Annotated in this window: 15 protein-coding genes and 3 tRNA genes; 11 read left to right on the forward strand and 7 right to left on the reverse strand. The window is 65.6% G+C overall.

Annotated elements, in window-relative coordinates:
- The first annotated feature begins 268 nt into the window (after nt 1-268).
- The 7 genes from ACPPVQ_RS17680 (at nt 269) to ACPPVQ_RS17710 (ending at nt 3,586) form a co-directional block, all read left to right on the forward strand.
- Nucleotides 269-344 (forward strand) — tRNA-Glu (locus ACPPVQ_RS17680).
- A 32-nt stretch (nt 345-376) separates the two neighbouring features.
- Nucleotides 377-453: transfer RNA gene (locus ACPPVQ_RS17685), tRNA-Asp, on the forward strand.
- 65 nt (nt 454-518) lie between these two features.
- A tRNA-Phe gene (locus ACPPVQ_RS17690) sits at nt 519-591 on the forward strand.
- 248 nt (nt 592-839) lie between these two features.
- Entirely contained in the window at nt 840-1,118 is a 279-nt protein-coding gene (locus ACPPVQ_RS17695; RefSeq protein WP_426516433.1) for a type II toxin-antitoxin system RelE/ParE family toxin, read from the forward strand.
- A gap of 14 nt (nt 1,119-1,132) precedes the next feature.
- Nucleotides 1,133-1,393, forward strand: coding sequence for a HigA family addiction module antitoxin (locus ACPPVQ_RS17700; RefSeq protein WP_426516434.1), 261 nt, complete (start codon nt 1,133-1,135; stop codon nt 1,391-1,393).
- A gap of 95 nt (nt 1,394-1,488) precedes the next feature.
- On the forward strand, nt 1,489-1,728 hold the full coding sequence (locus ACPPVQ_RS17705; protein WP_426516435.1) for a hypothetical protein: 240 nt from the start codon (nt 1,489-1,491) through the stop codon (nt 1,726-1,728).
- A 277-nt stretch (nt 1,729-2,005) separates the two neighbouring features.
- Entirely contained in the window at nt 2,006-3,586 is a 1,581-nt protein-coding gene (locus tag ACPPVQ_RS17710; RefSeq protein ID WP_426516436.1) for an alkaline phosphatase family protein, read from the forward strand.
- A 61-nt stretch (nt 3,587-3,647) separates the two neighbouring features.
- Here ACPPVQ_RS17710 and ACPPVQ_RS17715 read toward each other — a convergent pair whose 3' ends face one another.
- Together ACPPVQ_RS17715 and ACPPVQ_RS17720 are read right to left on the reverse strand one after the other, a co-directional pair.
- Nucleotides 3,648-4,505: an aldo/keto reductase gene (locus ACPPVQ_RS17715; RefSeq protein ID WP_426516437.1), complete on the reverse strand. Its 858-nt coding sequence runs from the start codon at nt 4,503-4,505 to the stop codon at nt 3,648-3,650.
- Nucleotides 4,506-4,508: 3 nt separating this feature from the next.
- Entirely contained in the window at nt 4,509-4,880 is a 372-nt protein-coding gene (locus ACPPVQ_RS17720; RefSeq protein ID WP_426516438.1) for a carboxymuconolactone decarboxylase family protein, read from the reverse strand.
- A 135-nt stretch (nt 4,881-5,015) separates the two neighbouring features.
- On the opposite strand from ACPPVQ_RS17720, the gene ACPPVQ_RS17725 reads away from it, so the two are divergent.
- From ACPPVQ_RS17725 to ACPPVQ_RS17735, 3 genes are all read left to right on the forward strand, one after another.
- Nucleotides 5,016-5,888: a helix-turn-helix domain-containing protein gene (locus ACPPVQ_RS17725; RefSeq protein ID WP_426516439.1), complete on the forward strand. Its 873-nt coding sequence runs from the start codon at nt 5,016-5,018 to the stop codon at nt 5,886-5,888.
- Nucleotides 5,885-6,295, forward strand: a complete 411-nt coding sequence (locus tag ACPPVQ_RS17730) for a (R)-mandelonitrile lyase (protein WP_426516440.1) — start codon at nt 5,885-5,887, stop codon at nt 6,293-6,295. The genes ACPPVQ_RS17725 and ACPPVQ_RS17730 overlap by 4 nt, the downstream gene beginning before the upstream one ends.
- A 70-nt stretch (nt 6,296-6,365) precedes the next feature.
- Nucleotides 6,366-7,580 carry an MFS transporter gene (locus tag ACPPVQ_RS17735; RefSeq protein ID WP_426516441.1) on the forward strand — a complete coding sequence of 405 codons (1,215 nt, stop codon included), beginning with the start codon at nt 6,366-6,368 and terminating at the stop codon, nt 7,578-7,580.
- A 47-nt stretch (nt 7,581-7,627) separates the two neighbouring features.
- Here the strand turns inward: ACPPVQ_RS17735 and ACPPVQ_RS17740 are convergent, their stop codons facing one another.
- From ACPPVQ_RS17740 to ACPPVQ_RS17755, 4 genes are all read right to left on the reverse strand, one after another.
- A complete protein-coding gene (locus ACPPVQ_RS17740) occupies nt 7,628-8,116 on the reverse strand; it encodes a MarR family winged helix-turn-helix transcriptional regulator (RefSeq protein WP_426516442.1) in 489 nt (162 codons plus the stop codon).
- A 513-nt stretch (nt 8,117-8,629) separates the two neighbouring features.
- Nucleotides 8,630-8,965: a hypothetical protein gene (locus tag ACPPVQ_RS17745; RefSeq protein ID WP_426516443.1), complete on the reverse strand. Its 336-nt coding sequence runs from the start codon at nt 8,963-8,965 to the stop codon at nt 8,630-8,632.
- Nucleotides 8,965-9,312 carry a hypothetical protein gene (locus ACPPVQ_RS17750; protein WP_426516444.1) on the reverse strand — a complete coding sequence of 116 codons (348 nt, stop codon included), beginning with the start codon at nt 9,310-9,312 and terminating at the stop codon, nt 8,965-8,967. Before ACPPVQ_RS17750 ends, ACPPVQ_RS17745 begins: the two co-directional genes overlap by 1 nt.
- An 89-nt stretch (nt 9,313-9,401) precedes the next feature.
- On the reverse strand, nt 9,402-9,773 hold the full coding sequence (locus ACPPVQ_RS17755) for a ParB family protein (protein ID WP_426516445.1): 372 nt from the start codon (nt 9,771-9,773) through the stop codon (nt 9,402-9,404).
- Between the two features lie 189 nt (nt 9,774-9,962).
- On the opposite strand from ACPPVQ_RS17755, the gene ACPPVQ_RS17760 reads away from it, so the two are divergent.
- Entirely contained in the window at nt 9,963-11,174 is a 1,212-nt protein-coding gene (locus ACPPVQ_RS17760; protein ID WP_426516446.1) for a toxic anion resistance protein, read from the forward strand.
- Between the two features lie 48 nt (nt 11,175-11,222).
- Here the strand turns inward: ACPPVQ_RS17760 and ACPPVQ_RS17765 are convergent, their stop codons facing one another.
- Entirely contained in the window at nt 11,223-12,047 is an 825-nt protein-coding gene (locus tag ACPPVQ_RS17765; protein ID WP_426516447.1) for a hypothetical protein, read from the reverse strand.
- Nucleotides 12,048-12,238: the final 191 nt, after the last annotated feature.

The following is a 12,238-nucleotide window of genomic DNA, read 5'->3' on the forward strand; positions in this document are numbered from 1 at the left end:
CCATCCGTCACTCGCGCCACATGAACAACACCATCAACAGTAACAACGGACTCGTCCGAAGCAATCGTCCCGGCTCGCCACATGGTGGCCGCCCCGAGGGGCCGCCAAGGCAGAATGTAACGCGGCGCGAAGGCGATCCCCCGATGATTTCGCGCCCGTCGCGGTATTCGCCGGGCTGCGTATCCGCTCGGTTTGGCTTTTCGCCGACGATTCCGTATGCTTGTGCGTCGGTAGTAATGCGGTGCGTGTGAGCGGATTGCAGGTGCTCGGCCCCATCGTTTAGCGGCCTAGGACGCCGCCCTTTCACGGCGGTAGCACGGGTTCGAATCCCGTTGGGGTCACCAACTACACGTACAATTGAATAGCTTCACATCGAGGCCCTGTAGCGCAGTTGGTTAGCGTGCCGCCCTGTCACGGCGGAGGTCGCGGGTTCAAGTCCCGTCAGGGTCGCCAAGGCGAGAAGCCCTTCCGAGAGGAAGGGCTTCTGCCTAGAAGGCCACTTCTCGAAGACGGCTTTCGGCTCTGTAGCTCAGTTGGTAGAGCGTTCGACTGAAAATCGAAAGGTCACCGGATCGATGCCGGTCGGAGCCACTGGAACCCTCGCCTAGCTTCTACATGGCGGGGGTTTCTTTGCGTTCGCTGGGCGCCTGGGCCTCATTGGCCGGCATGCATCCGCGGGCACGTAGGTGACCGGTAATTCGGGCAGTTTGCCGCGGTCCGAGCAGGGGCAGACTTACCAAACTGGCGCACTCGCGCGCTGGCGATCGGCTTCCCGGACGGGAGCGTGGTTGTCTGTGAACCTCATTGTGCCCTGTACCGTTACGCGTTACACTCTGGGAGTGATCAAGAGCTTCGCCCACAAAGGCCTGGCAGCGTTCTACGCGACGGGCTCGGCGAAGGGAATCGTGCCGCAGCACGCGAAACGGTTGCGGTTGATCCTCACCACTCTCGATGACGCAGCGGCGCCAGCAGATGTTGATCTGCCTGCGTTCGGCCTTCATTCTTTGAAGGGCGAGTTTGCAGGGATGTTTTCAGTGCGGGTGAATGGAAACTGGCGTGTGATCTTCGACTTCGACGGCGAGGACGTGATGCTCGTCGACTACCTTGACTACCACTGATGAAGGAGGCAAACATGCCGATGCACAATCGGCCCCACCCTGGCGAGGTGCTTGCCGCCCAGCTAGGACAGGAAGGGCTGGGACTCACTGTCGTAGAGGCGGCGCTGAAGTTGGGCATGTCCCGCCCGGCCCTCTCGCGCGTGCTCAACGGTCACGCTGCGATCAGCACCAAGCTAGCTCTTGCCCTCGAAGCGAACCACGTCGGAACAGCTGAGCTGTGGCTGAAGATGCAGATGCGCTACGACCTCGAACACGCCCGCGCACGGGCAAGCTGAACCGCAAAACTGAATTCGTCGCATTGTCGTTCAATGCGATCGCAACAGCATCAAGGTCGTCATCGTCCGGCCCAACAAGCTGCTAGACAGGGAAAATGCGTGCAAGTGAACGTACCGATGGTCCCCATCCCGGGGCAATCCCTCAACGTAAAATGCTGAAGCAGCCGCGCAAGACCTCCGGAGAGATCGCCATCGAAGCGATTTTCCTGAGTGCATTCTTCTTGGGCGTGCTCCTGGTCTTCCAGACGCCATGGCCGTTCGTCGTAGCGGGGCCGCTCCTATTTCTCTACGTGGAATACGCGATTGAATCCTGGCGCAACCGCAAACGTGCATGAACTGCTGTCACCGTCGCGGCTCGCCCGCCATGTCGCGCTGTCCCCGCCAGCTCTAGCGGGCGGGATCGTGCCGAACCGGCGGGCACGTGGGTGCGCGGTAGATCGGTCGGTTGCAACACCAGTTCCCGCTGCGTGCGTGTGAACGTCGAGGGAATCACACTCGTCCTCCGCCGCACGCACCTAGGCAATCGCATAGGTGTTTCATAGGATGTGGAACGCAGGCGGGATCGCCTCAGCGGTGCCGCCTCGGCTCTCACATGATATGGAGGCAGTCCTTATGTTCAAGCGCTTCACCGTTCTCGCCACGATCGCCGCTTTCGCGATCGCGGGAACCGTCATCCCGTCCGCCGCCGCCCTCGCGGATACAGGCGGGTCGTCGAACGGACATCCATCGACCATACCCGGCGGGTTCAAGCACCTCGTCGTGATCTACGAAGAGAACCACTCGTTCGACAACCTCTACGGCGGATGGGGCTCGGTGAACGGCCAGGCCGTCAACGGCACACAGAGCGTCGCGCAGGTCGCGCAGGACGGTACACCGTTCAACTGCCTGCCGCAGGTGGACGTGAACCTGACGTCGCCGCCGCTCTCGTCCACGTGCACGGACGCCGCCCACGGCATCGCGGCCAGCCACTTCACGAATAACACGTTCACCATCGACGACTACATCTCGCCGACCGACACCACCTGTCCACCGGCTGTGCCCGGCACGCCGTTCAAGCCGAACGGATGGCTCAACGGAACCGGGGCGCCGGGCGGATGCACCAGGGACCTCGTCCACCGCTTCTACCAGGAGCAGTATCAGCAGGATGCCGGCAAGATGGACCGGTACACGACCGGGTCGGATGCCGTGGGCCTCACCCAGGGCCAGTACGCCACGACGCAGCTGCCGATCTACCAGTACCTGCACTCCACCGGGGCTCCGAAGTATGTCATTGCCGACGACTTCTTCCAGGCGGCGTTCGGCGGCTCGTTCCTCAACCACCAGTGGCTGATCGCCGCGCGCACGCCGTTGGACACGACCGCAACGGTCAACAACTCCGTGCTCGACGCCAACGGGATGCCGAACAACTACCCGCAATACACGGCCACGGGGCCCGTCAAGGACACCCAGTGGACCCAAGCATGCGCCGGCGGCGGGAACGACTATTCGGCCGCGTGCGGCAACTTCGCCGTCAACACGATCCAGCCGACGTCGGCCCCGCACGGAGGGGGAGCACAGCTGCCGCTCATCGATGACACGAAGTACCCGAACATCGGCGACCGCATGACCGCCTCGGGCATCTCATGGAACTGGTACGCGGGCGGATGGAATGACGCGGTCGCCGGACATCCGGGCGTCAACTTCCAGTACCACCACCAGCCGTTCAACTACTTCGCTGCTTACGCTCCCGGACAGCCGGGAAGGGCGCACCTGCAGGACGAGACAGCGTTCATTGCCGCAGCGAAGAGCGGATCGCTTCCGACGGTCAGCTTCGTCAAGCCGTACGGCGACGAGAACGAGCACCCCGGATACGCGAGCGAACCGGACGGCAGCGACCACCTCGTGGACCTCTTGAAGACCATCACGAGCGGGCCCGACGCCAAGAACACACTCGTGGTCGTGACGTACGACGAGTTCGGTGGGCAAGCTGACCACGTGGCGCCGCCGGTCGTAGACAAGTGGGGACCGGGCACCCGCATCCCCGCCCTCCTCGTCAGTGCGAAGTTCGAGACATCCGGTGTCGACCACACGCAGTACGACACCACGTCGATCATGGCCACCATCGAGAAGGCGTACCACCTCGCGCCGCTCGGCACGCGCGACGCGAAAGTGAACCCGCTGTTCGCCGGGATCCGCACCGGCCTCGACGGCTGAGTCCTGGAGCGAGCGGATGCCCTCGACTGAACGGACGAGGGCATCCGCTCACCTGTTTGGCCTATTTGCCGCTGTAGACGGGGAAGACGGAGTCGTCGCCGTAGTCGCGGATGTGCAGGCTTCGCAGGGTCGCCATGTCTTCGTCCGAGATGACGAAGTCCAGGTCGGCGTTGCTGCGCATGTGGTCCGGGTTCTCCGTCTTGGGCAGCGGGACTGTTCCGAGTTGGATGGCGTAGCGCAGGGCGAGCCTCGGGGCTGAGACGCCGTAGCGGTCGGCCATCCCGGTCAGCTCCTCGTTCTTGAGAATCGCGCCGTGCCCGAACGGTGAGTACGCCTGCACGAGGATGTTGTGCTCGGCCGCGTAGGCCAGCAGCTCGTCCGGGGTGTTCCCGACGTGCACGAGCAGCTGGTTGGCGTGCGGGGCGACGGTCGCCTCGGACAGGATGCTCTCGACGTCCTCGTTCTGGAAGTTGGAGACGCCGATGGAGCGCAGCTTGCCGGCCTGGTAGGCCTCCTCGAGCGCACGCCAGGCGGCGCGGTTGCCTTCGGAGTAGTCGCCACCGCGGAAGTCGTCCCACGGCTGCGGGCTGTGGATGAGCATCAGGTCGATGTAGTCCAGCCCCAGGGTCTGCAGCGAGCGGTCGATCGCCGCGACGGCGCCCTCGTAATCCTTGATCTCGGCGGCCAGCTTCGTCGAGACGAACAGGTCGTCGCGGGCGACCCCGCTGGTCCGGACGCCTTCGCCGACGCCGCGCTCATTGCCGTACGCCTGCGCGGTGTCAATGTTGCGGTAGCCGGCGCCGATCGCATCGCGAACCGCCTGCGCCGCCCGGTCGTCGTCAATGAACCAGGTGCCGAAGCCCAGCTTAGGAATCTGCACACCGTTGGAGAGGGTGTAGGTCTCGTCGAGGATCGTCATGATTCAGTTCTCCTGTTCGTTGCGGGTGTTGTAGACGTCCGTGCTGTCGTCGGTGGCGAAGATGGTCTTCGCCACGGTCATCGCCGACATGGCCTTGGGCCAACCGGCGTAGAACGCGAGATGGGTGATCGCCTCGATCAGCTCCTCCTGGGTCGCGCCGTTCTGCTTGGCGAACGTGAGGTGGAAGGTCAGCTGCTCGACGTTCCCGGCGGTCAGCAGTGCCGCGACGGTGATCAGGCTGCGGTCACGCTTGGACAGCTGCGGCCGCTCCCACACTTCGTCGAACAGCACCTTGTCGGTGTAATGCACGAGCCCGGGGGCAAAGTCCCCGAACGCGCGCTGGCCGCCGGTCCAGCCGGGGGTCTCGTCGGTCATAAGTGTTCCTTTCAGCGTCCAGATCGGTCATGACATCCAGTCAACGCCCTCTGGCTCCGCGAGTGAGAGTCTCTGTCGATACGGGTACTGACAGGGACTCCCAAGGGCACCCGATCCAGACGTAGCGTGGTCGGCATGGACAACCGCAGCGAGATCCGCGAGTTCCTCGCCACCAGACGGGCCAAGCTCACCCCTGAACAGGCCGGCCTGCCGACATTCGGCGGCACCCGCCGCGTCCCGGGGCTGCGCCGCGAGGAGGTCGCACTCCTCGCCGGGGTGTCGGTCGAGTACTACACGAAGCTGGAGCGCGGCGCCCTCGGCGGGGTGTCGGAGAGCGTCCTCGACGCCCTCAGCCGAGCGCTACAACTGAACGAAGCGGAGAGCGAGCACCTCTTCGACCTGGCTCGCGCCGCCTCCCCGTCCGCCCGGCCGCGCCGTAAGCCAGCCATGGCCGTCGCGCCCAGCGTTCGTCGGCTGCTGGGCTCGATGGTTGGCGTGCCCTCGTTCGTCCGCAACGGCCGACTCGACATCCTCGCTATCAACGATCTCGGCCGCGCGCTGTACTCGGAGGCGTTCGGAAACGGGTCCCGCCCGGTGAACCTCGCCCGGTTCCAATTCCTCGACCCGCACTCCAACAACCTCTACCCCGATTGGGAGAAGGCCGCCGACACAGCTGTCGCGATCCTGCACACCGAAGCCGGGCGGACACCGTACGACAAGGCGCTCACCGACCTGATCGGCGAACTCTCCACACGGTCGGACGAGTTCCGCTGCCGCTGGGCCCGGCACGATGTCCGGCTCCACCGTGGCGGCTACAAGGATTTCCGCCACCCCGTGGTGGGCGACTTGCACCTGGCGCTGGACGCGCTCGACATCCCCAACGCCCCCGGGCTCACCCTCACCGCCTACAGTGCCGACCCCGGCACACCGTCGGAAGACGGGCTGCGCCTGTTGGCATCGTGGGCGGCCACTGAGCTCACCACCGCGACAGAGAAGGAAGACGCATGAACATCGAACCCCGCACGCCAACCTCCAAGAACCCGCCTGCGCAATTCGCCGGCGACGTCTGGCTCGACCCCATCGCCCTCCCCCACGAGGACGACCAGCGGATGATCGTCTCCACCGTGCGGTTCGCGCCCGGTGCCCGCACCGCCTGGCACTCGCACGCCCGCGGCCAGTACCTGCGCGTCACGCAGGGTATCGGCCGGTTCGGCACGCGCGACGGACAGATCATCGAAGTCCACCCAGGCGAGACTCTTTACACACCGCCCGGCCAGGAGCACTGGCACGCCGCAGCGCCCGGCTGCTTCATGGAGCACATCGCGATGCTCGAGAACGCCGACGACCCCGCCGACACCACCACCTGGCTCGAACACATCACCGACAACGACTACAACGGCACAGCCCAAGCCTGACCCTCTCCCCGATCCTCGACGACGAGCCCCTGAACACTCCGTTCTGGGGCTCTTCCCTTCCCCGGACGCCATGACCACTTCAACTTCCTCCCCTGCAGTTCCCGCACCGACTCGCGCCACCTCACGCGGCTTCATCGCGGCGACGATCTCTTTCGTGGCCGTCTTCGCCGCTGGTGCCACGCCCATTCCTCTCTACGACAGCTACGGCCAGGTCGACGGACTCACACCCGACGAGTTCTCACTGGTCGCCGTCGCCTACTTCGCCTGCGCCGTGTTCGCGCTACTCGTGCTCGGGCGGCTCTCCAACCACCACGGTCGCCGTCCCGTCTCTATTGCCGCTCTCCTGGTCGCAATGGCGGGATGTGTAACACTTCTGTTCGTCCACAGCTTCGCCGTGCTGCTGATCGGTCGCGCCCTGCAGGGCCTCGCCGCCGGCCTCGCGTCGAGCGCGATCGGTTCCTACGCCGTCGACACGGCGGCCGGACGTCCGCGCTGGCTGGTCGCAACGGTCGCCACCGCAGCCTCCACCGTCGGCCTCGCCATCGGCGTCTTCGTCTCCGCCGTGCTCGTTCAGTTCGCTCCCGCGCCCAGGGAGCTCACCTACCTTCTGTTCGCCGTCCTCCTCGTCGGATGCGCCATTGCTCTCACCACGCGCCCCGAGACCGTGGCCCGCAAGGGCGGGGCGCTCGCCTCCCTCATCCCGCGACTTCGAGTGCCCGCGGCGTCCCGCCCTTACCTGCCAGTCGCCGCCCTGATCTTCGTAGCCACATGGGCATTCGGCGGCTACTTCAACTCCTTCGGACCGTCGATCGCAGCTGAGGACCTCGGCTCGAACAACCCCCTGATCGCCGCCGCCGTTTTCGCCTCGTACATGGCCCCCAGCTTCCTCGGCGGATTCGCGGCTGGCCGATTCAACGCGGCCACAGCCCAGCGGATCGGCATGACCATCGTCGCCGTAGCCGGTATCGGGCTTGCCTTCGCCAGCGGCTCGGGGCTGCTCGCCTTGTTCCTCCTCGCTGGCGTCATCGGTGGAATTGGGATGGGACTTGCAACCGCTGGCAGCATGAACACGCTCCTCCCCGAGGCCAAGGCGGCCGAACGCGCCGGGCTCCTCGCAGTCATCTACGCAATCAGCTACACCGGGTCAGCCGTCCCGGCGCTGATCGCCGGACAGCTCAGTCGCATCATCTCCCTGCCAGCCATCACGGCCGGATATGCCCTACTCGCAAGCACCGTATGGATCGTCACACTGGTCGGCGCCCGCACGCCCAAGACGCGCAACTGACTGCGATGATCGGAGTTGGTCACGCCTTCGGCGTTCATCGGATCGCCTCAGAACGTGAAGCCGAAGGCGAACCGGCCGTCGCGGGTCGGCTCGCCACCGGCAGCACGGGCGAACGTTTCGAAGGCAGACGCCACCGTGGCTGCGTCCTCCGGTGACATGTTCGCGAACACGTCGGCCATCGCATCCCGACGTTCCGTCAGCACCCGGTCGACGACCGCCGATCCCTCGTCCGTAAGTTCGAGCTGAATGTAGCGACGGTCGGCCGGGTCGTCCGATCGGCCGATCAGCCCGGCCTGGACCAGCTTTTCGCACGTTCGTGTCGCATTCGACGGATGCACACCCAACTCGGTCGCGACAGCACCGAGGTTCTGCGGACCGAACGCGGCGATCAGCATGAGAACGCGCAACTGGGGCGTCGTGACGACGTCCTCCACGTCGAGGACCGACCGGGCGGCCACCCGCATCATCACGTTGGCAGCCGCGAGGGCCGCATTCAATTCGTCCACTCCGATGCTGGGGGCTTTTGCGGGATTCATGCTGCTCAGTATTCAGAATCACCGCGGTAAGTGCAACAATTGCGATAGCGCAATTAAGGAGATGATGACAATGAACATGTCATCAGCACACAACTCGAACGGCAGGTCCGGCCCCACCCGCGACGACTTCGAAGGCACCTACACCCAGGTCGAACCTGAGCCTCCCACTCTCAGAACAGTGCAAGGCACTTACACCAAAGCCGACGGAAGCGACGGTCCTGACCCATTAGTCCAGGGCACCTACATCGGCGCATCGAGAAAGGGAAGCACCCCTCTCGTCCGCCCTGCCCGACTGCGACACGGCAACTACCCAAAAGCAGAACACTGACCTGAGCCTGGCCGAGCGCGTGCCCAGGCGATGCGAACCGCTTGTTTCCCGTGGCCGCCCTCAGAGCAACGACGGCAATGAGAATCCTCGTCGATCGCGGGCCAAGGCTAGCTCGGGGCAAGTCGCAGCAAGGCGTTGCGCGCCCAGATGCCCGCACCAGTTGCGTACTCGTGCAACTTTTCCCGTCAACAGGCAAGGCTGCAGCGTTCGCGGAGCTCGGCAGCCGCGAAGAGGGTCGCGATTACCGCACTCACGATCGCTTCGCGGCGTCGACGTGCGTCGAATGCGGCCAGACCGAGCATGCTTGCCGCGTGGACCAGGTCAACGACCCCTCCGACTCGATGCAGACGACCTCGGCTGGCAACCGTGAGCAGGGCCTGGACGATATGGCGTGCGCCGAGAATCCGGACCGTTGTTCGGAGCCGCTCGTCGGGCACTTTTCCGAGCACTGTCCGCGCCACCACGTTGGGTGAAGTGAGCTCGAGCAACCCGTAAATGGCTCGAAACGTCTCAAGAAACATCAGCGCGTCACCCGCCGACGCATTCGTGTTGCGGCGACCGCCGCAGTCGCGGTCATCGCACCCAGTGCGATCCCGAGACCACGATGGTGCAACGAAGCCCGAAGTTGTGGGCTGTGCTGGATGGAGCGCTGGTCGAATTCGCCGTGATAGCCCATGTCAACCGACTCATCCGCCGGTTCCCACACGTTGACGGGTTGATGCATATCCATGTGACCACCTTTCACTGAGCGTCCGCAGCCCGACCGGTTAGTCGACGTCGAACGTAATTCCAAGTCCTCGGCCATGTCAACGTTCACCGGCCAGGGCGCGAAGAACAGCACCTGTTCCGAGCCAGCCTTGAAATTCACCGGCCTGGTCAGGAACGGGGACGCCGTCGGAGTCGGTAGAGCTGAACCGGTCAAAAATGCGAGCGCTGCCTCAGCCGTATCACGCAACGTCACTCAACCCGACCCCGGTCCCGATCGGGTTGTACGTCTCGTCCCTGCTCATCGTGTTGGTCGGCGGAGGGAAGCCGTTCCGGCGACATCCGTGATGGATCATCCGACGCGGCGCCGGAGACCTGGGCGGCACGCAACTGGATGCTGATCGTGGGCCGGCCCGGCTTCAGCGGGCCCTCCCCACCGTCGAACGGCCGGGAATCATTGAACCTCGCCTCCCTGCGGGACGTCTCTGCCCGGAGGGCCTTCTCCACGAAATGCGACCAGCTTCGGTCACCCTCCAGCCAGCGTGTCGCCTCGTATGCCGCCCGCGCCCGCACCAGGCCATCCCCGCCGATGTAGAAACTCACGTTTCGGATGTCGTCAGCCATACGTTCAGCGTCGCGAAAGCGACGTTCGGCCGCACGGGCAGAATTGCCCGTATTAGTACGCGGATCGGGCGAGTGTGACAGTTCCGGGCGAGCGTGACCGCTGTGCGCGGCACGCTCGTCCGGGACCGGCACGGTCGGCACGACGTACTCTTAGCTCAGGAGCACTTCGCGCAGCCAGAGGAGATGCCGATGTCCGAGTCCGACCTGAAGCAGCCGACGACACCACCCGAGCAGGAACCCACAGTGGAAATCGTCCTGACACCACCTCAGGCGGTCCCCGAACTGAAAGGCGACCAGGCGGTCGGGATGGTCGCCCTGGCACCCGAGAAGCGGGCCGAGCTCACGAAGAAGGCAGACGAATTCGTCGCCGCCCTGGCGTCTGAAGAGCCGGGCAGCCCCGAATTCACCCGCAAGGTCGAAGACATCGTGCGCATGGGGGAGCGCGAGATCCGGTCGTCGGCAGAGGTCTCGACCCGGATGCTCGAACGGCCCGCATCGTCGCTCGCCTCGGCTCGCGGCCACGGGGCCACGTCCGACCCTCAGGCCCAGGTCGTGCGCACGCTGCAAGACCTGCGCACGACGATCACGGACCTCGATCCCGGGCACGCCGACCTGACCGGACCGAAAGGCCTGCTCGGGCGCATCCCGGGCGGCCGCAGGCTGATGCACTATTTCGAGCGGTACCAGTCGGCGCAGAAGCACCTGGACGCGATCATCCGCGCGCTCATCTCGGGGCAGGACGAGCTCCTGAAAGACAACGCCGCCATCGAACTGGAGCGCGCGAACCTCTGGAAGACGATGGGAAAACTCGGCGAATACGCGACGCTCGCTGCGGCGCTCGACGAGGCCACGGCAGCGAGGGTGGCCGCACTGCGCCCGACCGACCCGAAGATGGCCGACACGCTCACGGCCGACGCACTGTTCCCCATCCGCCAGCGCAGGCAGGACCTCACCACGCAGATCGCCGTATCCGTGCAGGGGTACCTCGCCCTCGATGTGGTACGCAAGAACAACCTCGAGCTGATCAAAGGCGTCGAACGCGCCAGGACGACGACCGTCTCGGCGCTGCGCACCGCCGTGATCGTTTCACAGGCGCTCGCCAACCAGCGGCTGGTGCTCGACCAGATCAGCGCACTCAACGATGCGACGAACTCGATGATCGATCGCACGGGCGAACTCCTCAAGCAGCAGACGGCGACGGTCAACGAAGGGGCCGCATCGTCGGGGGTCAGCGTCGAGACGCTCCAGCGCGCCTTCGACAACGTGTTCGCCACGATGGATGCGATCGACGGCTACCGCGCACAGGCGGTCGAGTCCATGGCGGTGACGGTCGACGCCCTCGAACAGCAGGTGGCCCGGTCGCGGACCTACCTGGACCGCTCGCACTCCGGGGCGAACTGAGGTCGGTCGCGCCCTGCGGGTCAGGTGCAGCGGATCGGGCGCGGCAGGTCAGGACAGGTCGAGCCTCGACCCGGCGAAGCGGTCGGCGAGGAACCGGCCGTTGATGAGCAGGGCGGACGCGTCGTGGTCGACCGCCGCATCCCGCATCATCTTCGCGGCCGTCTCGAGCGCGTCCAACTGGGAGACCAGCGCCTGCGCAGGCGTGGTCCCATCGGGGAAGACGTGCTCGACCGCCCAGTCGGCGGGCAGAGAGAGGTAGGCGCGAAGCGTGTCCGGCAGGTAGACCGTCGCGGTACGCCGCACGATCACCTCGGCTTCGCCCTGGCCTGCGACACGGGGAAGGGTGTCGGCGAGGAGCCCGCCGATACGCCCGACCGCTGCGATCGCCTCCGACGGCACGCGACTGCCGAGTCTCGCCGGCAGGGTCAGAAGGTCGCCTTCGAGCGTCGACTCGCTGACCCGGATCTCCGACCCGGCCGGTTCGATGCCGAGCGTCTGCAATGCGCGCGATCCGGATGCCGAGTCGCCGGCAGCATCCGCAGCGAGCGCCGCGACCTGACCCGCGAAAGCCGTCAGCCATTCGCCGAGCGTCATCGCGTGGCTGGAGATGGTCGCACCTCTATATAGGCGCGCCCATTCCGCTTTCCAGCGTGGACCGGGTTCGTAGCCGAGCGTCAGTGCCTCGTTGGTTCCGATGAGGCGCACCTGGCTGATCGTGCCGACGCGGCGGGAGATCCGGTCTGCGAGTGTGCGTGTGCGGTCGACGAAGAAGACCTGCTCCATGACCTCGGCCGGCAGTGTGCGCGCGACGCTCGCGACGAGGTCGCCCAGAAACGCCTGAGGGTCGGTGTCGGCTGCGGCAGGTTCGGTCATCGCGCGCGTCCCTCCTCGATCGCCCTCCGCTCATCCAAGCACGTCCGGCCGCCGGGCAGAACAGGCCGCGAATCGCGCGTACCGATTGTCATGCGCGCCGACGTGGCTGTTCCGGACGAGCGCGTCACGCGCGCCGGGCACCCTCGTCCGGAACAGTCACCCTCGGGCGGCCGAGCCGGCTGCCGCCAGAC

The sequence above is a fragment of the Leifsonia sp. McL0618 genome (genome assembly GCF_049994905.1).
In the GTDB taxonomy this organism is placed as follows: Bacteria; Actinomycetota; Actinomycetes; order Actinomycetales; family Microbacteriaceae; genus Diaminobutyricibacter.